Annotated in this window: 10 protein-coding genes; 5 read left to right on the top strand and 5 right to left on the bottom strand. The window is 61.2% G+C overall.

Features of this window, described 5'->3' with window-relative positions:
• Nucleotides 1-145 precede the first annotated feature (145 nt).
• The 3 genes from ACOWVD_RS08825 to ACOWVD_RS08815 all read right to left on the bottom strand — a co-directional run bounded on the left by ACOWVD_RS08825 (nt 146) and on the right by ACOWVD_RS08815 (nt 6,507).
• Complete coding sequence (locus ACOWVD_RS08825) at nt 146-1,378, bottom strand: YncE family protein (RefSeq protein ID WP_048325759.1); 1,233 nt, start codon at nt 1,376-1,378, stop codon at nt 146-148.
• Between the two features lie 47 nt (nt 1,379-1,425).
• The gene (locus tag ACOWVD_RS08820) at nt 1,426-4,335 is read right to left on the bottom strand and encodes a condensation domain-containing protein (RefSeq protein WP_421105586.1); all 2,910 of its coding nucleotides are present in this window, start codon (nt 4,333-4,335) and stop codon (nt 1,426-1,428) included.
• Between the two features lie 78 nt (nt 4,336-4,413).
• Nucleotides 4,414-6,507 carry a TonB-dependent receptor gene (locus ACOWVD_RS08815; RefSeq protein ID WP_049240029.1) on the bottom strand — a complete coding sequence of 698 codons (2,094 nt, stop codon included), beginning with the start codon at nt 6,505-6,507 and terminating at the stop codon, nt 4,414-4,416.
• A gap of 534 nt (nt 6,508-7,041) precedes the next feature.
• Between ACOWVD_RS08815 and ACOWVD_RS08810 the strand changes: the two genes are divergently transcribed.
• On the top strand, nt 7,042-8,652 hold the full coding sequence (locus tag ACOWVD_RS08810) for a condensation domain-containing protein (protein ID WP_421105585.1): 1,611 nt from the start codon (nt 7,042-7,044) through the stop codon (nt 8,650-8,652).
• 64 nt (nt 8,653-8,716) lie between these two features.
• Nucleotides 8,717-11,812, top strand: coding sequence for an amino acid adenylation domain-containing protein (locus ACOWVD_RS08805; RefSeq protein WP_197800568.1), 3,096 nt, complete (start codon nt 8,717-8,719; stop codon nt 11,810-11,812).
• Nucleotides 11,813-11,855: 43 nt separating this feature from the next.
• On the opposite strand, the gene ACOWVD_RS08800 is transcribed toward ACOWVD_RS08805, so the two are convergent.
• On the bottom strand, nt 11,856-13,199 hold the full coding sequence (locus ACOWVD_RS08800) for a condensation domain-containing protein (protein ID WP_306377054.1): 1,344 nt from the start codon (nt 13,197-13,199) through the stop codon (nt 11,856-11,858).
• 273 nt (nt 13,200-13,472) lie between these two features.
• Nucleotides 13,473-14,789 carry a glutamate/aspartate:proton symporter GltP gene (gene gltP / locus ACOWVD_RS08795; RefSeq protein ID WP_015376334.1) on the bottom strand — a complete coding sequence of 439 codons (1,317 nt, stop codon included), beginning with the start codon at nt 14,787-14,789 and terminating at the stop codon, nt 13,473-13,475.
• A 901-nt stretch (nt 14,790-15,690) separates the two neighbouring features.
• On the opposite strand from gltP, the gene acs reads away from it, so the two are divergent.
• The 3 genes from acs to actP all read left to right on the top strand — a co-directional run bounded on the left by acs (nt 15,691) and on the right by actP (nt 19,701).
• Entirely contained in the window at nt 15,691-17,649 is a 1,959-nt protein-coding gene (acs, locus tag ACOWVD_RS08790) for an acetate--CoA ligase (RefSeq protein ID WP_004930044.1), read from the top strand.
• 91 nt (nt 17,650-17,740) lie between these two features.
• Nucleotides 17,741-18,052, top strand: coding sequence for a DUF485 domain-containing protein (locus ACOWVD_RS08785; protein WP_004930047.1), 312 nt, complete (start codon nt 17,741-17,743; stop codon nt 18,050-18,052).
• The gene (actP, locus tag ACOWVD_RS08780) at nt 18,049-19,701 is read left to right on the top strand and encodes a cation/acetate symporter ActP (protein ID WP_049240033.1); all 1,653 of its coding nucleotides are present in this window, start codon (nt 18,049-18,051) and stop codon (nt 19,699-19,701) included. Before ACOWVD_RS08785 ends, actP begins: the two co-directional genes overlap by 4 nt.
• Nucleotides 19,702-20,125 lie beyond the last annotated feature (424 nt).

The raw sequence follows: 20,125 nt of genomic DNA, 5'->3' as shown, positions 1-20,125 counted from the left end.
CATTAGGCGACAGATAGAAAACAAGGAAAATCAATTTATTGATTTTCGGCTGATAACCACAAAGGAGGAAAAACCACGCTTTTTCCTCCTTTGTCAGCCACTAGAAAGGGCGCCGCGGCGCCCCTTTTTTTATCTTTCCGTTGCGTTACCTGGTGTGCAGTTGAATGCGCACCACGCTTTCCGGCTTGCCGGCCTTGGTGGAAGCGCCGTCGTTTTTCACCGTCACGAACAGCGCGTCGCCTTTCGGATCCAACGCCAGGCTGTTAGGGTGCGGCGGCAGGTCTACGGTTTGCAGGCGCTTGAGGGTCTTGGCGTCAAACACCGTCAGCGTCCCGGCGCCGTGATCCACGCGCACGCCTTTGCGGTTGGCGACATACAGCCGCTGGCTACGCTCATCGAGCAGCAGGCCGATCGGCACCTCATCCGTCAGCTCGCTGGCCAGCACTTTTCCGCTGTCCGCATCCAGCGCGAATACCCGGTGGCCGCTGCTGCGCTTCACATAGTCGTGCCCCAGATGATGATTGCGGTAGTCGTCGCGATCGATGCCCTGATCGACGCCCAGCAGGCGATTGCTCGCCGGGTCATACACCAGGTTCAGCAGCTGATCGGCCTGTACTTCGTGCGTGGCGGTGATCGCCAGCGTGTCGGCGTTCAGGGTGATCACCTGCCCCTGCATGTTGGAGACGAACACCCGGCGGCCCTTCTCATCCAGCGTGATGCCCACCGCGTTGTAGCCGAAGCCCGGGATCACTTTCTCCAGCTTGCCGGCCTTGGTATCGACCACATACAGCACGCTGTCGACGCCGAAGCCCAGACCCGGCAGGAACAGACGGCCGCTTTGCGCGTCATACTTGAGCTCGCGGAGGCGGTACAGGTAGTCCTCGGTGATTTTAAACTTCTTCAGCTCCGCCAACAGGAAATCCAGACGCTTGCCGCTGATGCCCGCCTGCTTGTAAGCCTGCTCCAGCACCGCTTTGTCCAGCAACTTGATGCTGCCCAGCGCGTGGTTGGTGGTGGTGTCCACTACCCCGACTTCGCCGTTGAAGGCCTGCGTCAGGTACAGGCGATTGCCCGCGTCGTTCAGCGCCACGCCGAAGCCTTTCACCTGCAACGGGATCTCCGCCTTGATCGCCAGGGTGTTGGGATCCAGCCGCAGCACGCGGGAGCGCGCCTCTTCCTTCCAGTCCGGCGCGCTGACGAACAGCGCCTGTTGCGAGGTGCTGTAGGCCATCTCCACCACCGTCGACGACAGCGCCTGGCGCTTGATGTCCTGCGGTTTGATGCCGGCATCGTCGGCCTGCGCGGCGCCGGCGACCACCAGAGAGGCCGCCACCAGCAGCGACAGTAACGCGCGCGGGGTTGCTAGGGTTCCAGACATCCTTTTATCTCCTTGAAAATCATGCTTTCGGTTAGAGTGAAACAACGTCATGCCTGCGGCCCGGGCGGCAGCGCCGCCAGAGCGATATCGCCAGCGATGTGCTGCGCAAACTGGGTAAAGACGTGCTGAACGCCGTCGGCGATCAGATTGGCCTGCTCCCGGCTGTAGTGATCCTGGCGGTAGGTCATCATCACCCGCAGGGATTTCGCCCCCGCCAGATCGTCTTCCATCACCTCAAACTGCAGGCCGAGCAACGATTCGGCTTTCTCCGGCTCCACCTGACGGTAGGCGATCGCGCTGCCGTCCTGCAGCCGGAACTCGCCGTTCAGTTTGATGCGGCTGTGGATCTGGATGAACACTTCAAACATGTGGTTCTTGCGGTCGGCGTCCACGCCGAACAACCCTTCTTCCACCAGATCGATCGGAATATCGGTGTATGGCAGCGAGCCGTTGATGGTGTTTTTCACCTGGCTGACCAAGCCGGCCACCGTCAACCCTTCGTCGAAGCGCACGCGGTGCACCACCACGGTGGTGAAGTAGCCGACGGTATCGAAGAACTCGGCGTCGTTACGGCCGGAGGTCGAAGTGCCCACCAGCAGATCCGCCGGGCCGCCAAGCAGGCGCAGCGCCGAGGTGATCCCGGCATACACCACGTTGAACAGCGAAGCGTTATTGCGGCGAGCGAGCTGATACAGGCCTTCCGCCACAGCGGGATCGACCTCGAACTCCAGCCAGCCGCCGTTGACGTCCGCCGGCGCCGGCACTGCCGGGTGGGTAGAGGGTTCTTGCCGGAAGATCGGCTGGCCGACCGGCGCGCCGCGCAGCGCATCGAGCCAGTAGTCCAGATGTTGCTGCTGCACCCCGGAGGCCCGCTGCTGCCGGGCGAAGGTGTGGAACTGCGGCGGTTGCCCGCTCCACTGCGGCGCCTGGCCGACGACGCGATGGCGGTAGGCGATGCCCAGCTCATCCATCATCAGGTTGAGCGACCATTCATCCAGCACCACATGGTGGAACAGCAGCGACAGCAGCTGCTGGCCGTTGTCCGCATCGCGCAGCAGCGTGACGCGCAGCGGCAGCTCGGCGGCCAGATCGAACCGGTGCTGGCCGGCATCGGCCAACAGGGCGGCGGCGTTGCCCGCCGGCGTCTCGTGGGAGAAGCGGAACCACGAGTAGTCCGCGAGTTCAGCAGCCGGCACCACCACCTGCACCACCTCGCCCTGCTGCTCGACAAAGCGTGAACGCAGCACGGTATGGCGAGTCATGACGTCGATAAACGCCTGATGCAGCGCCGTTTCATCCACCGCATCGAAGAAGCGCAGAGAGAACGGCAGGTTGAAAATCTCGTCATGGCCGAAGGCTTCATACACCTTCCACAGCGATTCCTGCGCCAGCGACAGCGGCGCCTGCGCGCGATCATGATCGACAGCGGCGGCCACCGGGGCATTCGGCTGCGCGACGTTCAGGCGTTTGGCGTAGCCCGCCAACCCGCGCGCCGTCGGATGGCTGAACAGATCGTTAATGTTGATTTCGATCTGATGCAGGCTCAACAAGCGGCCGATCACCCGGGTGGCGACCAGCGAATGGCCGCCGCGATCGAAGAAGTCTTCATCCAGGGTCATTTCCGGCGCCACCAGCGCCTCACGGAACTCCTGCAAAATCAGCGGTGCAACGCTTTCGTCCGCCTCGCCGTTCGTCGCCGGCGCGGCCATCGCCGGGGAAGCGGCCTCAGCCGCCGGCAAGGCGACGGCAATCCGCTGCCCGGCCAGGAACGCGCTGAACTGCTCCAGCAGGAAAGGCGCCACATGGGGAGACAGGCGCGGATCGGTGACCAGCTCGAGCGTCAGCGCTTCCGCCTCTGGCAAGCCCAACAGCAGCGCCAGTTCAAACGGCGTATGCAGCGGCGGCAGCAACATGCGCTCGGCGTGAACGCCTTCCAGCCGCCACTCTGCGGCCAGATCGTCGCGCCAGGCCACCAGCAGCTGCGCCCGTTGCGGGTCCGGCTGTTCAGCCACGGCCTGCACCAGCAGCCGCTGCCCGACGTCGCTCTCGCCATGCTGCACGGTCAGGCGCATCAGCGGCGGCGCCGTCAGGCCAAGCTCCAGGCCGACGAACTCCGCCGTTTCCGCGGCCGGCACGCACAGCTGCACCGCTTGGCCGCCGGCCTGCGCGGCGACGAACTCGGCAAACCGCGCCGCCACCGCCGCCAGCAAGGCCCGCGGCGTGTCGTTGGTGGGCAACAGCGAGCGATCAATGCGCGTGACCACGCGCGCGCCCACCGGCGGCAACGCTTCAGCACGCGGCGCCGGGCTGCGGTAATCCTGCAGCGAGACCGCCTGGCGCGCCCAGGGCAGTTGCGGCTCCGGGGTTTCCGCCAGCTCGACCGGCTCCGCCGCGAAAGGCAGAGACATCACATCCCCGTTGTAACGGGCGGACAGCATCGCCGGCAGATGGCGCCAAGGCAGCGTTTCCGCCAGGATGTCATGCAAGACCACGCCCAAAATCACGTCATCACCCGGCGTGAGCAACAGCAAGCCGCGCAGCGGCGCTTCGCTTTCCAGTTCAAACGGTGCCGCCTGCGCCTGCAGCAGGCAGCCAATGGCGTGCTGTTCGTCCGCCACCTGACGAAGGCTCACCGGCAACGGCGCCGAACCGGCGGCGCGTTTAATCAGCCCGTTTTCGTCATCAAAAACGTAGCGCACGTCCACGCCCGGCGTCTCCCGCACCAGCGCCTGCAGCGCCGCCGCCAGCCGGGCGATATCCACTTCCCCCGTCAGGCGCCAGGCCAGCGCCCGCTGCCCGCGTGCGTCACCCTGCTGCAGATGGGCGAACCATGCCCGCTCTTCGGCTTCGCTTACCGGCCGCTCGCCGTTGGCCGACGCCGCGCCCAGCGCCTGAAACGCGCTCTCCAGCCGCTGGGCCTCTTCATCGCTCAGAATGCTGTCAAAATCACCGATCACTGCGTTATCTCCTTTGCCCGGCCGTGCCGGGATAGCGCATAAAACGGGGGACATTCGTCCCCCGTCACCGCGATAGCGTTAGAAAGTCAGCTCAACCGCCGCGCCGATCAGGCGGCCGCGCTGGAGCGTCGCCGTGTAGATGTCATTGCTTCGGATCATCTCGCGGCGGTCGGAGTCAAACAGGTTCTTCGCATACAGCGTGGCGCGGCCGTAGTCGAAGGTGTAAGCCAGCTGGGCGTTGGCCGTCCAATAGGAGCCGATGCGCCCGCGCGAGTCGTTGTCGTATTGCGAATAGTAGGAGTCGGTGAACGCCACGTTGCTGCTCAGCTCCCACCCTTTCAGGAACTGATACCTGGCGCCCATGTTGGCGGTGTAAGCCGGCGCGCGCGCCAGCTCATGCCCTTCCACGCCGCTGCCCGAGAACTTTTTGATGTCGGTTTTCAGCAGGCCGAGGTTGCCGAACAGCTCGAAGTCCCAGCGCGGCTGCCAGGTGGCGCCGATTTCCGCCCCGTAGGTTTCCACCTTGTCGGCGTTGCGGATCACGCTGGAGTTCTCACCCAGCGAGTACGGCAGCTGCATGTCTTTGTAATCGTTGTAGAAGATGTTACCCGTCAGCACCACGTTGGCGTCTTTAAGGTGATGACGGGTGTACAGCTCGTAGTTCCAGACATACTCGGAACCGTAGGTGTAGCTGACCACCGGCGTGCCGATCGTGATGCCGCCACCGCCGGCGTTATAGCCGCGTGCGATCTTGGCGCCGTAGGTTTGGGTATCCGTCGGTTTCCAGGCCACGTCCAGCTTCGGCAGGAACACGGTGTAGGTTTCATCAAAATCGATGCGCACCGCCTGGCTGCCGCCGTCGCGGCGACGGTGTTCGCGTTCCAGACGGCTGGCGGCGGTCACGTCCACCTGCGGCGTCAGCGCATAGGTCAGCTCGGCGAACGCCGAATGGGTATCGGTTTTATCCTTGAAGGTCGAGCCGCCGAAAATGTTGACGAACTCATCCTGCGTGCCGTGGAAGTAACGCAGCCCCGCCAGCCCGTGCAGGCGGCTGTCCGCGCCACCGAAGCGCACCACCGGCTCCACGTGAACTTCCTGGCCGTCGATCTCGGCGTATTGGATGTTGTAAGCGGTAGGACGGTTGATGTTGAAATCGGTGTAGATAACGCGGTTTTCAAACGTCAGCGCATCGGAGGCCTCCCAGGCCAGATCCCAGATAGTGCTGTTCATGTTGCTTTTGAACACGGCGCGGCGCGGATCGTGACGCGGATTGGTCGGATGCGGCTGCGGGTTAAGGCTTTCGTTTTGCGGTGCGGTGCTGCCGAAGTGGTTAAAGGTCAGCTTAGTGGTCAGATCGCGCAGGCCGGCCGGATTGAACAACAGCTTGGCGCGGGCGGTGGTGGCTTCCACTTCACGCGGATCGCCCACTGGCGCATAGGCCGGCAGGTCAGCCTCGCTGCGGCGGCGCTGGCGATCGACGCTGACGCGGAACGCCAGCTGATCCTCCACCAGCGGGCCAGACGCCATGGCGGCCAACTGTGACGAGTGCTGGTTGCCGGCTCCGCCCTTGAAGGCGCTTTCCCATTCGAAGGTCGGGTCCTTACTGGCCATGACGATGGCGCCGGCGATGGCGTTGCGCCCCTGGATGTAGCTTTGCGGGCCGAGGAACACTTCGACGCGATCCAGATCCCACAGCGACTGCGGGCCGAACGCCTGTTCGTTATAGGTCAGCGAACGGCCGTCCAACGACAGATTGAGGCGCGGGCGGGTGCCGCTGAGGAAAGCATTGGCCCCGACGTTCGGGCCGGAACCGTCGATACCGCGCACGGTCGGCAGTTCGTTGCCGATGCCCAGATCCACCACGTTGGGGGTCATGCGCAGCAGATCGGGGATCTGCACCGCGTCGGGCATCGAGGCGATGCGGTTGCTGTCGAACACCTGCACGCTGGAGCCGGTGTCGAAAATGGAACGTTTGATCTTCTCACCGGTGACCAGCAGCGTTTCCGCGTCCTGGTAGGTTTCGTTGCTCTTCGTTTCCGCCGCGTTGACGTTACCGATCGCCAGTGAACACACGCCTAAAAATACCGAGGAAAACGCCCCAATGGCTCTTAACCCCGCCTTTTCCCCGTTTCCTACGCTTTCATGCCGTTGAGCCGCAAAATGCTTGCCCATAGATGTCTTCTCCTTTCATCCCAGAGGTGCACAAAATTTGATTTTTTTTTACACAACCTACATCGACACTCACACAGACCATGACGCTGCGGCCTTCCCGGCCTTGCTGTTGCTTATCCCTGCGGCAAACCCATGTCTTTCGCGGCCGAACGGGCGCGGCCCGTCCACGGCCAAGCCGCCGGCGGAGCGGCCGACGGCTTGTATAAAAACGTAAAATAATGTTAAGAATGATAATATTTTGCATTCTCTAATGCAAATCATTATCAATAAAGGTGTGAGAGCGGCCACGATAACCGCCAGAAAACCTTATACTTTCGCAGGTAAAACAAGCGCTGCAATAACAGACAATAATTACAATGCTAAGAATAATATGAATAAATTATTCACACCCAACCCCATGCCTGCCCGTTACAGCTAAAACCCCTTATAGATAGCACCCTCGCGTCAAATGGATCAAATAATAATAATTTTCATTCCTATTAACATTTGGATATATTCTTGCAGTCTCGTTGGCTGAATCAAAATGGATACCCGATGAAAGCTTTGACCACGATGCAGGCCGCCTATTGGGTTGGCCGACAGTCCGCTCCCCCTCTGGGCGGCATGGCCGCCCATCTTTATGCGGAATTCGACGGCGGCGAGCTGAACATCGCCCGGCTGCGCCAGGCCGTCGAGGCGTTGTACCTGCGTCATCCGCTGTTACGCCTGCGCATTACCGACGATGGCAGGCAGACGATCGCACCTCCCGGCTCCCGGCATACTTTGCATCTCGACGACTGGCGACACACCGATGAAGCAACGCTGGCGGCCGCGCTCGCCGCCAAACGCCAGGCGAAAAGCACCCAGTTGCTGCCGCTGGAACAGGGCGTTCCCTGCGATATCAGCCTGAGCCTGTTGCCGGAAGGACGCAGCCGCCTGCATGTCGATCTCGACATGATCGCCGGCGATGCCATGAGCTTTCGCCTGTTGATGGAAGATCTGACGGCGTTTTATCACCAGTGTCCGGCGGCCCCAGCCCATGACGCGCCGCCGGCCTACTTCGATCACCTCGAACGACGCGACGCCGACGTGGCGCTGCGCCAACGGCGCGAACGCGGCCAGCGTTGGTGGCGTGAACGCCTGGCGCAGATGCCGCCGGCGCCGCGCCTGCTGCGCACGCCGGACCGCTGCCGCAGCGATCGCCTGGCCATACAGCTGAATGCAGAAGAAAGCCGCGCGCTGGAAAACGTCGCCAAACGGCATCACACCTCCCTCTCGACGCTGTTTCTGGCGCTGTTCGCGCTGGCCGTCGGCCAGGGTTGGAACATGACGCGCTTCCGGCTCAACGTGCCGCTGTTCCACCGCGAGAGCGAACGGGAGGACGCACATCGCCTCATCGGCGATTTCTCTAACCTGGTGCTGCTCGGCGTGGAACTGAACCCGACGGAAAACCTGAACGCCTTCTGCCGGCGCCTGATGACGCAGCTGGCGGAGCTGATCGAGCATGCGGATTACCCCGGCGTCAGCGTGATGCGCGATCTGTCGCGCCTGCACGGCAGCCTGCAGCCTTCGCCGGTGGTGTTTACCGCCGGTTTCGGCATCCGCGGCAAAACGCTGTTTTCCGAACGGGTCACCAACACCTTTGGCCGTCTCGGTTGGGTGATCTCTCAGGGGCCGCAGGTGGCGCTGGATGCGCAGGTCGCCCACGTCGACGACGGCATTCTGATCAACTGGGACGTGCGGCTGGACGCATTCCCCGAGCAGGTGCTGCCGCGCCTGCTGGCCTGTTACCGGGCGCTGCTGCACCTGGCCGCGCGGCAAGCGGGGGCATTCGATCGCCCGCTGTCGCAGCTGCTGGCGCAATGCACGCCCGACGCGCTGGCGCAGCAGGCGCCGGTGCGCCAGGTGCTGCACCGGCTGCTGGCGCGGGTGGCTCCCGAGGCCAGTGTGCGCGACCACGACGATATCCGCCGGTTGGCCTTGCCGGATGCCGGGGTGAACGCGCTGCTGACGGTGCTCAACAAGTATCTGGCGGCGGCGCTGACGGCGCAGGATCTGACGGCGCATCCCTCCCCGGCTGCGCTGGCGGCGTTGATCTGCCAACGGTCGCCCGAGGCAGGAAGGCATGCGAAAACGCTGCTCGCCGCGCTGGCGCCGCAGCACTGAGATCGGTTTCCGGGCGCACGGCGCCCGGCTCGTTTTAATCGGTTAGCGACTATAGGGAAGTACCATGGAGACAGCTTTAACCGCACTGCAGCAGGCCTATCTTCTGGGCCGCAGCGATCGATGGCCGCTCGGCGGCGTGGCGATGCACGACTTTCGCGAATACCGCGCCCGGCAGCTGGACGTACCGCGCCTTGAAGCGCGCCTGACCGAGCTGGTACAGCACTACCCGGCGCTTCGCACCTGCATCGATGTGCAGCGCGGCACGCAGCACGTACGCCCGGAGGTGACGCTGCATCTGGATCGCCACGATCTGCGCGCCCTTGATGGCGAAACGTCGCAGCGCCAGGTCGAACAACTGCGCGAGCGTTACTCCCACCAGCGCCACGATCCGAGCCAACCGCTGTGGCGCATCGCCGTGATCCAACTTGCCGAACAGCAGGATCCGACGGGATCGCCGTACGATACGCTGATCTTTACCAGCTTTGATGCCTTGATCCTCGACGGCCAGGGGATCTCCACCGTGATCGCGCGCCTGTTCGACGATCGCCCTCTGACGTCGACCGCCGCCGCACTGGCGCCCCCCGCCGCATCGGCGGCACAGCGCCAGGCCGATGCCGCCTACTGGCGTGAAAAGCTGCAAGATGTCACCACCCCGTCGGCACTGCCGTGGCGCGCCCCGCTCGCCAATCTCACCTCATCACGCTATCGCCGCGCCACCCTGACGCTGCCGCGCGATACGGTAAAACAGCTTGGCCGCCTGGGATCGCCGCATGCGCTGCTGCGCAACAGCCTGCTGTCGGCGCTGGTCCTCGATACGCTGGCCCACTGGACCACCGACGGTGAGCTGTGCGTCGGGGTGCCGGTAGCGTTCCCCGCCGCCGATGGTGCCCTGGGCAACGCCTCCAGCTTCGTGGCGGTGCGCTATTCCCGTCACGGCGAAGATTTTATCCAGCGCGCGCAAGCCCTGCAGGACGATGTGCTCGGCGCGCTCGACCACCTGACGTTTTCCGGCGTCGATCTGGCGCGGCAGTTACTCGGCCAAAGCCAGGGCGGCCCGGCGCTGCCGGTGATCCTGACCAACTGTCTGGGTTGGGAAACGCTGCCGGCCGAGGCGCCGGTGCGCTTTCACGACGGCCTGACCCAAACGCCGCAGGTCGCCATCGATATTCGCCTGACGCTGGACAGCGAAAAAAACCTGCAGCTGTGCGTGGACTACGCCGAACAGGCGCTGCACGGCGAGCAGGTAGAAGCCATGCTGGCGGCGTTGCAGCGACGCATCCTGCGCAGTTGCCAACGCGCCGACCTGGCGATCGCGCCGCGAGATTTCATCGATCTGGCGCATTATCGCCACAACGACAGCGAAGCGAATTACGCGCCTTATCCATATCTGGCGCAGCTGGCCGAGCGGCTGTTTGGCGCACAAAACGGCGGCAACGCGCTGATCTGCGGCGAACAGACGCTGACCTACCGCGAACTGGGCCAGCGGATCGCCACGGCGATCGCCAACCTGCAAAGCCGCGGCGTGCAGCCGGGCAACGTGGTGGCGTTGTATCTGCCGCGCAGCCCAGAACAGATCATCTTCAGCCTCGCCTGCGCCCTGCAGGGGGTGATCTGGGTGCCTATCGATATCAACTCACCGCCGGAACGCACCGCCTACCTGCTGGAGAACTGCCGGCCAACGCTGGTGGTGCACGGCGGCGATCTGGAGACGCCGATCGGCGTGACGCCGGCGATCCTGCTGGCGCCGACGGATCGCGCGCCTGCGCTGCCGGATGAACAGACGTTGGTGGAACGCAGCGCCAGCCTGGCCGCAAGCTACTACCTGTATACCTCCGGCACTACCGGCAAGCCCAAATGCGTGGTGCTCAACAACCGCGCCACCGCCAACGTTATCCACCAGACCCAGCAGCGCTGGGCGGTCACCGCCGACGACGTGTTCATTTCCGTCACGCCGCCGCACCATGACATGTCGATGTTCGATCTGTTCGGTTCGCTGTGCGCCGGCGCTACGCTGGTGCTGCCGGCGCCGCATCAGGAAAAAGACGCCATCAGCTGGAACCAGCTGGTGGAAAAACATCGGGTCAGCCTGTGGTGTTCGGTGCCGGCCATTCTGGAGATGCTGCTCACCTGCAAAACGGCCGACAGCCTGCGTTCGCTGCGCCTGGTGGCGCAAGGCGGCGACTACATCAAGCCGGCGACGGTGCAAACCCTGCGAACCCTGCGCCCGGATCTCGCGCTGTTCTCGCTCGGCGGGCCGACCGAAACCACCATCTGGAGCATCTGGCACCCGATCGCCCCGCAGGAGAGCGGCACCGTGCCTTACGGCCGCCCGCTGCCCGCCAACCGTTACTTCATCTGCCATGACGACGGCAGCCACTGCCCGGCCGGCGTGGTCGGCCGCATCCATACCGCCGGGGTGAACCTGGCGTTGGGCTACCTGGAGCAGGGGGAGCTGAAGCAGCACGATTTCATCACCCTCGAAGGGCCGGACGGACAACCGCTGCGCGCTTTCCGCACTGGCGATCAGGGCTACTACCGTGCGGACGGCAACATCATGTTCGCCACCCGAGTGAACGGCTATGTGAAGATCCGCGGCGTGCGCGTCTCGCTGCCGGAAATCGAAGACGTGCTGCGCCGCCATCCGGCGATCCTGGATATGGTAGTGGTGGATTATCCCAGCGGAGAGAACAACGAGGCGGCGCTCGGCGCCCTGTATCTGACCCGTGACGGCAAACCGCTGCCGCTGTCCGAGATCCGCGCCTTCGCCACCGGCTATCTGCCCTGTACCCATATTCCCACGCGCTTTATCCATGCCGAGGCGCTGCCGCTGTCTGCCAACGGTAAAACCGATCGCCATCGCATCCGCGCCGACCTGAGCCACCAGCAAACCGCGCCGGCGTTGAACGCCTGCGCGGCCCCGCCGCCGAACGCGCCGCTGGCGCGCAGCGCCGAGATCCTGACCATTTACTGGCAGGCGATCGGCGTGACCCCACGCCCGGAATGGGGGGAAGAGACGGCGTTTATCGCCATGGGGCTGAAGCTGCCGCATATCAAACAGGTGGCGTCGCGCCTCAATGACGCTTTCGGCACCCGTCTGGTAAGCAGTTCGCTCTTGCCGTGCAAGAACGCGCGCGAAGTGGCGGCGTTGCTGGCCAGCTGAAGTCCTGCCACTCGGGCGGGAGCATCCTCCCGCCCGCACTTTCTCAGGCGGGCAACGCCGTCAGGGCCGCCAGCGGTTGCTCCCAGGCTTCCCGCTGCAGCGCACGCAACAGAAATTCTTGTAGCGCCTCGCCATAGTCCAGCGCATCCTCCGTCGGGAACTGTTCCAGATAAATGTCGATATCCACCTGCAGATCGCGGGCGTCGGTGCGGCCGCGATACGTCAGGTTGAAACCGTCGCCCGAGCCGCCGGCCAATACGCTGCGCGTACCGCTGCAGCCGGTAAAACGGGGCGCATCGAAGGGTTGCACGTTGATGAAAGGGGAAATAAAGAAGCGCGAGTCCGGATCCACGCCGCGATCGGCGGCCAGTTGGCGCAGGCGGTAGCCGGCGTGGCTGCGCAGCTCCCGCAGCTGCTGCGTCAGCGTGGTGAGAAAGCTCCCCAGCGTCTCCGCTTGCGGCGGTGATACCAGCAGCGGCAGCGTGTTGACCGCCAGCGAAGGCACGTTGGTGGCGACCTGCCCGCGGCGATTCAGCGCCGGCATCCACATCGGCAGCATATCGCCCTGCCGGGTACCGCGCGGCATCACCTGAAACAGCCAGGCCGCCGACAGCGCCACCAGCAAGTCGGGCCAATTGATGCCGCTGCGCTCCGACTGCTGCGCCAGACGTTGCGCGACTTCTGTCGGCAACCGACGGTTGACGCTCAGGCGTCGCACGCCATACTCCCTGCCGCCCTTGCGCACCGTCGGCAGCGCCTGCGACGGCGGCAGATAGTTCTGCCAAAAGCGCCGATCGCGCTCGCATCGCTCAGAATCAGCGTAGGCCAGCTCGGCCTGTTGAAAGACATTAAAGGCACCCAGGGGCATACCCGCGCTACCCTCACCCAGATAGTGCGCATATAACGCGGCGCAGCGGTGTTCGATCAGGGCCATACCGAAGCCATCAATCAGAATATGGTGCGCACGCACGTACCAGAGGTAGCGCTCCGGCCCCAATTTGAGCAGCCAGGCTGCGGCTAGCGGCTCGCTATGTAGCGCCCGGCGCTGCGCGATATCTTCGCGCATCAGGCTTTGCGCCGCCTGCCAGGGATCGCCGTGCGTTTGCAGATCGATACGTTGCAATGGCGGTGTGCACTGTGGATCGTAACGTAACGACGGGGGAGCGTCGCCATGCCGCTCACCAAAGCGCAAGGCAAACGCCTGCGTCTCGGCGAGAGTGGTGGCGATCGCCCGGCAGAGCGTCTCTTCCTCTACCGCGCCACACAGTTCGGTGCAATGTGCGACGGTGGACAGAGTCTGCCCAGGGTGCAAGGTGTGTTCTTCCCAGAAATCAAGCTGCGCTGGCGCCAGCGGCAACCATTCAGAGGCCAAAGCGGTGTCCGACATGTTACCTACCTTTGATAAGCCTGAATAAAGACGCCGAACGGGCGTAACCCCACCGTTCAACGGCTTTGCGTGTCTCCATACATCATCAAATGAAAATGATAATAACATCTATTATCATTTCTATTAATTTGGTAACACTTTAGATTCTGTTAAGCGGGGATGCAAGTCGCGCAGTAGGACAGAGAAAAGAAAGTGGCCGGTTGAAGAGCCATAAAAACAAAACGCCCCGGCACAACTGCCTGGGGCGTTTTCAACGTCGGCGATACTCGGTAATTAGGCCTGGTTGGCCGGCTTCACCTTCTGCGCCAGGAACTCCGTTTCGTAGGCCAGCGCCTTCTTGCGATCAAACTGGTGCTCCCATTTGGCGATCACCAATACCGCCAGCGCGTTACCCACCACATTCAGCGCAGTGCGCGCCATATCCAGGATACGGTCCACGCCGGCGATGAACGCCAGGCCTTCCAACGGAATGCCGACGCTGCCCAGGGTGGCCAGCAGCACCACGAACGAGACGCCCGGCACGCCGGCGATCCCTTTCGAGGTCACCATCAGCGTCAGCACCAGCACGATCTCCTGCCCCAACGACAGCTCGATGCCGTACAACTGGGCAATAAAGATGGCGGCGATGCTCTGGTACAGCGTCGAGCCATCCAGGTTAAAGGAGTAACCCGTCGGCACCACGAAGCTGGTGATCGACTTGGGTGCGCCATAAGCCTCCATCTTTTCGATGATGCGCGGCAGCACCGTTTCCGAACTGGCGGTGGAATAAGCCAGGATCAGTTCGTCTTTCAGGATGCGGATCAGCGTCCAGATGCGCAGGTTGCACAGCCGGGCGACCGCCCCCAGCACCACCAGGGCGAAGAACGCAATGGCGAAGTACACCAGCACCACCAGCTTGGCCAGCGGCAGCAGCGAAGCGAAACCGAAGTTGGCTACCGTGACCGCAATCAGGCCAAACACCCCGATCGGCGCATAGCGCATAATCATGTGGGTGACTTTGAACATGCTCTCGGACACCGCCTTGAACACCTTCAGCAGCGGCTCTTTGGTCTCTTTCGGCAACGACGACAGCCCCAGACCGAACAGCACCGAGAAGAAGATAATCGGCAACATGTCACCCTTGGCCATCGACGAGAAGACGTTCGACGGGATCAGCGACAGAATGGTCGCCACCAGACTGTGCGAACCGCTTTGCACCTGTTCGGTGGTTTTCTCGTACTGCGAAATGTCCACCGTGGTCAGCGTCGACATATCGATGCCGTGGCCGGGTTGGAAAACGTTGGCCAAGGTGAGCCCCACCACGATGGCGACGGTGGTGATCACTTCGAAGTAGATAATGGTTTTCAATCCGATGCGGCCCAGCTTTTTCGCATCCCCCACGCCGGCAATACCGACGATCAGCGTGGAAATAACGATCGGCACCACAATCATCTTGATCAAACGAATAAAGATATCACCCGCCGGGCTGAGAATATTACTCACTAGCCACTCACGAGATTCGGTCTGGTTGTGCAATACCGCGCCAACAATAATACCCAGTACCAACGCGATCAGGATTTGCCAAGCCAGGCTAATTTTTACACTTTTCATACCCAAAAAGTCCTCAAAGACTCTTTGCGCCGTACAAAGTCGCAACACGGCGAAAAGAATACTTAATCATTTATTACAGGCTTATGTTAATTCAGTGGAAGCGTTCACCTGCCCTGGGTGCGACGCAGTATAAATCTGTATCATCCGGGCGGCATGCTCTGCAAGCCTTGATTTGTCAGGCTTGAGCGCTGAATCGAATCACAAAAATTTCGCGTAACTCTTTCAAATTGCATAATTGCTTGTTATTAAAAACATAATTTTTCATATAATGAAGTACATAACCGCGCCGACGACGATTTTTTGAACGCGATTAAAATGCGTTATTTTTCGTCCATTCTGCATATTTAGTCCACGACAAATGTTTATATTTTGTTACTCAAAAGTCAAACAAATGAGAATTGGCCGAGTGACACTTTCGTCCATAAATGCAGCGCCACTTTATATTTCGATTAAAAATCGAACGATACCGCAGGATGAATGCCACAGGGTATTTCCCGAGTTTTCATCAGGAATTAAGCGTTAATAAAACGTTATTTCACGCTGTGCAGTCCATCGTTATATCGTGCTAATGCCAACTTAGAATATTAATAGCGAAAAACAACCCAAAAAGATTTATAGCGAGAAATAATGGCGGCCCTGATCGTATCTATTAATTTCGCGGCAGTTGAGTCCGTTTTGGTTTATTCTTTTTTGTTCTTTATATAAGTGTTTTTGGTTAAAAACGTGGGTTTATGAGGATTTAAGCGCCAAAGAGATAGATACGCCCTGCAAATGCGACAGAACGATTACAAATCAATATCTTTGTTGCGTGATCTGCCGCGCAAAAAAGAAACAAAGAATCGTAGCAAACTATACTTAACCTTCAGTTGACATATCATTAACAACTTCAAGGAGAAAAGCTATGAGCCAACTGCATAAACACGCTATTCCTTCTGCAATTGCAGAACGCGCCCTGATTAATCCGGCACAATACCAACAGTATTATCAACAGTCGGTTCAAGACCCAGAGGCTTTCTGGGGTGAGCATGGCAAAATCCTGGATTGGATCAAACCCTATACCAAAGTTAAAAATACCTCGTTCGATCCGGGCCACGTCAGCATTCGCTGGTTTGAAGACGGCACCTTGAACCTGGCGGCCAACTGCCTGGACCGCCATCTGGCCGAGCGCGGTGACCAAACCGCCATTATCTGGGAAGGCGATGACCCGACCCAATCCAAAAAGGTGACTTACAAACAGCTGCACCATGATGTCTGCCAATTCGCCAACGTGCTGAAACAGCTCGGCGTTAAAAAAGGCGACGTGGTGGCCATCTATATGCCGATGGTGCCGGAAGCGGCGGTCGCCATGCTGGCCTGCGCGCGCATCGGCGCCGTACATTCGGTGATCTTCGGCGGCTTCTCGCCGGAAGCCGTCGCCGGGCGCATTATCGACTCCAACGCCAAACTGGTGATCACCGCCGATGAAGGCCTGCGCGCCGGCCGCGCCGTGCCGCTGAAAAAGAACGTCGACGATGCGCTGAAAAATCCCGGCGTGGTCAGCGTGGCCAACGTGGTGGTATTCAAACGCACCGGTAAACCGGGCTACTGGCAGGAAGGGCGCGATCTGTGGTGGCATGAGCTGACCCAGGGCGTCTCCGCAGACTGCCCGCCGGAAGAAGTGAACGCCGAAGATCCGCTGTTCATCCTGTACACCTCCGGTTCGACCGGCAAGCCGAAAGGCGTGCTGCACACCACCGGCGGCTACCTGGTCTACGCTGCGATGACCTTTAAGTATGTGTTCGACTACCACGACGGCGACATTTACTGGTGCACCGCCGACGTGGGCTGGGTCACCGGCCACAGCTATCTGCTGTACGGCCCGCTGGCCTGCGGTGCCACCACGCTGATGTTCGAAGGCGTGCCTAACTATCCGGGCGTCAATCGCCTGTCGCAGGTGATCGACAAACACCAGGTCAACATTCTGTATACCGCACCGACCGCCATTCGCGCGTTGATGGCCGAAGGCGACAAGGCGATCGAAGGCACCCGACGCGATTCGCTGCGCATCATGGGCTCGGTCGGCGAACCGATCAACCCGGAAGCCTGGGAGTGGTATTACAACAAGATCGGCAACGCGAGATGCCCGATCGTCGACACCTGGTGGCAAACCGAAACCGGCGGCTTCATGATTACCCCGCTGCCGGGCGCCACTGAGCTGAAAGCCGGTTCCGCCACGCGGCCGTTCTTTGGCGTACAGCCGGCGCTGGTCGATAACGTCGGCACGCCGCAGGAAGGCGCCTGCGAAGGCAACCTGGTGATCGTCGATTCCTGGCCGGGCCAGGCGCGCACCCTGTTCGGCGATCATGATCGCTTCGAGCAAACTTACTTCTCGACCTTCAAAGGCATGTACTTCAGCGGTGACGGCGCCCGCCGCGACGAGGACGGTTACTACTGGATCACCGGCCGCGTCGACGACGTGCTGAACGTCTCCGGCCACCGTCTGGGCACCGCCGAGATCGAGTCCGCGCTGGTATCGCACCCGAAAATCGCCGAAGCGGCGGTGGTCGGCATTCCTCACAACATCAAAGGCCAGGCGATCTACGCCTACATCACGCTGAACCACGGCGAAGAACCGACGCCGGAGCTCTATACCGAAGTGCGTAACTGGGTGCGCAAAGAGATAGGGCCGATCGCTACGCCGGATGTGCTGCACTGGACAGACTCGCTGCCCAAAACGCGCTCCGGCAAGATCATGCGGCGCATCCTGCGCAAAATTGCCGCCGGCGACACCAGCAACCTGGGGGATACCTCCACGCTGGCGGATCCGGCCGTAGTCGACAAGCTGTTGGAAGAAAAACAATCAATGAAAGTGCCGTCATAATTTACGCCGCTTCAGGCCGCTCATTCGGATAACGCGCCGTTGAGCGGCCCTGGCGCGGCGTACTCTCTCAATACCGACTGGAGACACTCTGATGAATGACACCATTTATCAAGGGATTGAAGAAAACCCGCGCTTTAAAGAGCTGGTGAGAAAACGCGGCCGGTTCGCCTGGCTGCTTTCGCTGATTACGCTGGCGCTGTACGTCGGCTTTATTTTGTTGATCGCCTTCGATCCACAATGGCTCGGTACGCCGATCGCCGCCGGATCGACCATCACCCGCGGGATCCCGGTCGGCGTCGGGTTGATCGTGATCTCTTTCGTCTTGACCGGGATCTACGTGTTTCGCGCCAACGGCGAGTTCGATCGCCTCACCGCAGAGATCCTGCGCGAGGTGAAACAATGAAGCGCTTATTGTCCGCCGCCGCGCTGCTGTTACTGCCGGGCCTGGCCTGCGCCGACGCCATTGGCGGCGAGGTGCATCGTCAACCGCTGAACATCCAGGCGATCGTGATGTTTATCCTGTTTGTCGGTGCCACGCTCTACATCACCTATTGGGCCTCCAAACGCACCCGTTCCCGTCAGGACTACTACACCGCGGGCGGGCGTATTACCGGCCTGCAAAACGGCCTGGCGATCGCCGGTGACTTCATGTCCGCCGCCTCATTCCTCGGCATCTCCGCATTGGTCTACACCTCGGGCTATGACGGGCTGATCTACTCCATCGGCTTCCTCATCGGCTGGCCGATCATTCTGTTCCTGATCGCGGAACGCCTGCGCAATCTCGGCCGCTATACCTTCGCCGATGTCGCCTCTTACCGTCTGCAGCAGAAACCGATCCGCACCCTCTCGGCCTGCGGCTCGTTGGTAGTGGTGGCGCTATATCTGATCGCGCAGATGGTCGGCGCCGGTAAACTGATCCAGCTGCTGTTCGGGCTCAACTACCACGTGGCGGTGATCCTGGTCGGCATTCTGATGGTGCTGTACGTGCTGTTCGGCGGCATGCTGGCCACCACCTGGGTGCAGATCATCAAAGCGGTGCTGCTGCTGGCCGGCGCCAGCTTTATGGCGCTGATGGTGATGAAGTCGGTCAACTTCGACTTCAATACCCTGTTCGCCGAAGCGGTGAAGGTGCATCCGAAAGGCGTCGCCATCATGAGCCCCGGCGGGCTGGTGTCCGATCCGATTTCCGCGCTGTCGCTTGGCCTGGCGCTGATGTTCGGCACCGCCGGCCTGCCGCACATCCTGATGCGTTTCTTCACCGTGAGTGACGCCAAGGAAGCGCGCAAGAGCGTGTTCTACGCCACCGGCTTTATCGGTTACTTCTATATCCTGACCTTTATCATCGGCTTCGGCGCCATCTTGCTGGTCAGCGCCAATCCGGCGTTCAAAGACGCCACCGGCGCGCTGCTGGGCGGGACCAACATGGCGGCGGTGCACCTGGCCAATGCCGTTGGCGGCAACTTCTTCCTCGGCTTTATCTCGGCGGTGGCGTTCGCCACCATTCTGGCGGTGGTTGCGGGCCTGACGCTGGCCGGCGCCTCGGCCGTGTCCCATGACCTGTACGCCAGCGTGATTAAAAATGGCAAGGCGACCGAGCGCGATGAGCTGAAGGTCTCCAAGATCACTGTCGTGGTATTGGGGCTGGTCGCCATTGCCCTGGGGATTTTGTTCGAGAAGCAGAATATCGCCTTTATGGTCGGGCTAGCGTTCTCCATCGCCGCCAGCTGTAACTTCCCTATCATCATCCTGTCGATGTACTGGTCGCGTTTGACGACCCGCGGCGCGATGATTGGCGGCTGGCTGGGTCTGTTAACAGCGGTGATTCTGATGATCCTCGGCCCGACGATCTGGGTGCAGATCCTCGGCCATGAGAAACCGATTTATCCGTACGAATACCCGGCGCTATTCTCAATGATCGTGGCCTTTGTCGGTACCTGGCTGTTCTCGATCACCGACAGCTCGCTGGCCGGGCAGCAGGAGCGGGAACGCTTCCGGGCCCAGTTTGTCCGTTCGCAAACCGGGCTGGGCATCTCCCAGGGCAGCTCGCATTGATCGAATAATAAGTGAAAAAAGCAAACACACCCTAATCAAAGGCCCTTCGGGGCCTTTTCTCTGGCTCGCTGGCGGAGAATAAGGAGGAGGGGGAAAACCGCGCAGCGTAGCTGCGCTTTTTTACGTTTTACGCACAGCAAAAAGCCCTGAACGTCAGTTCAGGGCTTTCGGCTTTATTTGATGCCTGGCAGTTTATGGCGGGCGTCCTGCCCGCCCCCCTTCGGGCCGTTGCTTCGCAACGTTCAAATCCGCTCCCGGCGGATTTGTCCTACACAATTCGTCTCAGGATGCCCATGCTCGGGCAGAACGCCAGATAACAGACAAAACAAAAAGCCCCATGCTTTCGCATGAGGCTTGTTGTTTTATTTGATGCCTGGCAGTGTCCTACTCTCGCATGGGGAGACCCCACACTACCATCGGCGCT

This window comes from Serratia sp. SA088 (assembly GCF_049065515.1).
In the GTDB taxonomy this organism is placed as follows: domain Bacteria; phylum Pseudomonadota; class Gammaproteobacteria; order Enterobacterales; family Enterobacteriaceae; genus Serratia; species Serratia nematodiphila.
Note: the sequence above shows the minus strand (reverse complement) of the source record. Positions and strands in the feature narration are given on the sequence as shown.

Excerpts from the sequence above, each read along its gene's own strand:
- ACOWVD_RS08815 (WP_049240029.1), bottom strand. The coding sequence starts at position 6,507 with ATGGGCAAGCATTTTGCGGCTCAACGGCATGAAAGCGTAGGAAACGGG.
- actP (WP_049240033.1), top strand. The coding sequence starts at position 18,049 with ATGAAGCGCTTATTGTCCGCCGCCGCGCTGCTGTTACTGCCGGGCCTG.
- acs (WP_004930044.1), top strand. The coding sequence starts at position 15,691 with ATGAGCCAACTGCATAAACACGCTATTCCTTCTGCAATTGCAGAACGC.
- ACOWVD_RS08785 (WP_004930047.1), top strand. The coding sequence starts at position 17,741 with ATGAATGACACCATTTATCAAGGGATTGAAGAAAACCCGCGCTTTAAA.
- gltP (WP_015376334.1), bottom strand. The coding sequence starts at position 14,789 with ATGAAAAGTGTAAAAATTAGCCTGGCTTGGCAAATCCTGATCGCGTTG.
- ACOWVD_RS08805 (WP_197800568.1), top strand. The coding sequence starts at position 8,717 with ATGGAGACAGCTTTAACCGCACTGCAGCAGGCCTATCTTCTGGGCCGC.
- ACOWVD_RS08825 (WP_048325759.1), bottom strand. The coding sequence starts at position 1,378 with ATGTCTGGAACCCTAGCAACCCCGCGCGCGTTACTGTCGCTGCTGGTG.
- ACOWVD_RS08810 (WP_421105585.1), top strand. The coding sequence starts at position 7,042 with ATGAAAGCTTTGACCACGATGCAGGCCGCCTATTGGGTTGGCCGACAG.
- ACOWVD_RS08800 (WP_306377054.1), bottom strand. The coding sequence starts at position 13,199 with ATGTCGGACACCGCTTTGGCCTCTGAATGGTTGCCGCTGGCGCCAGCG.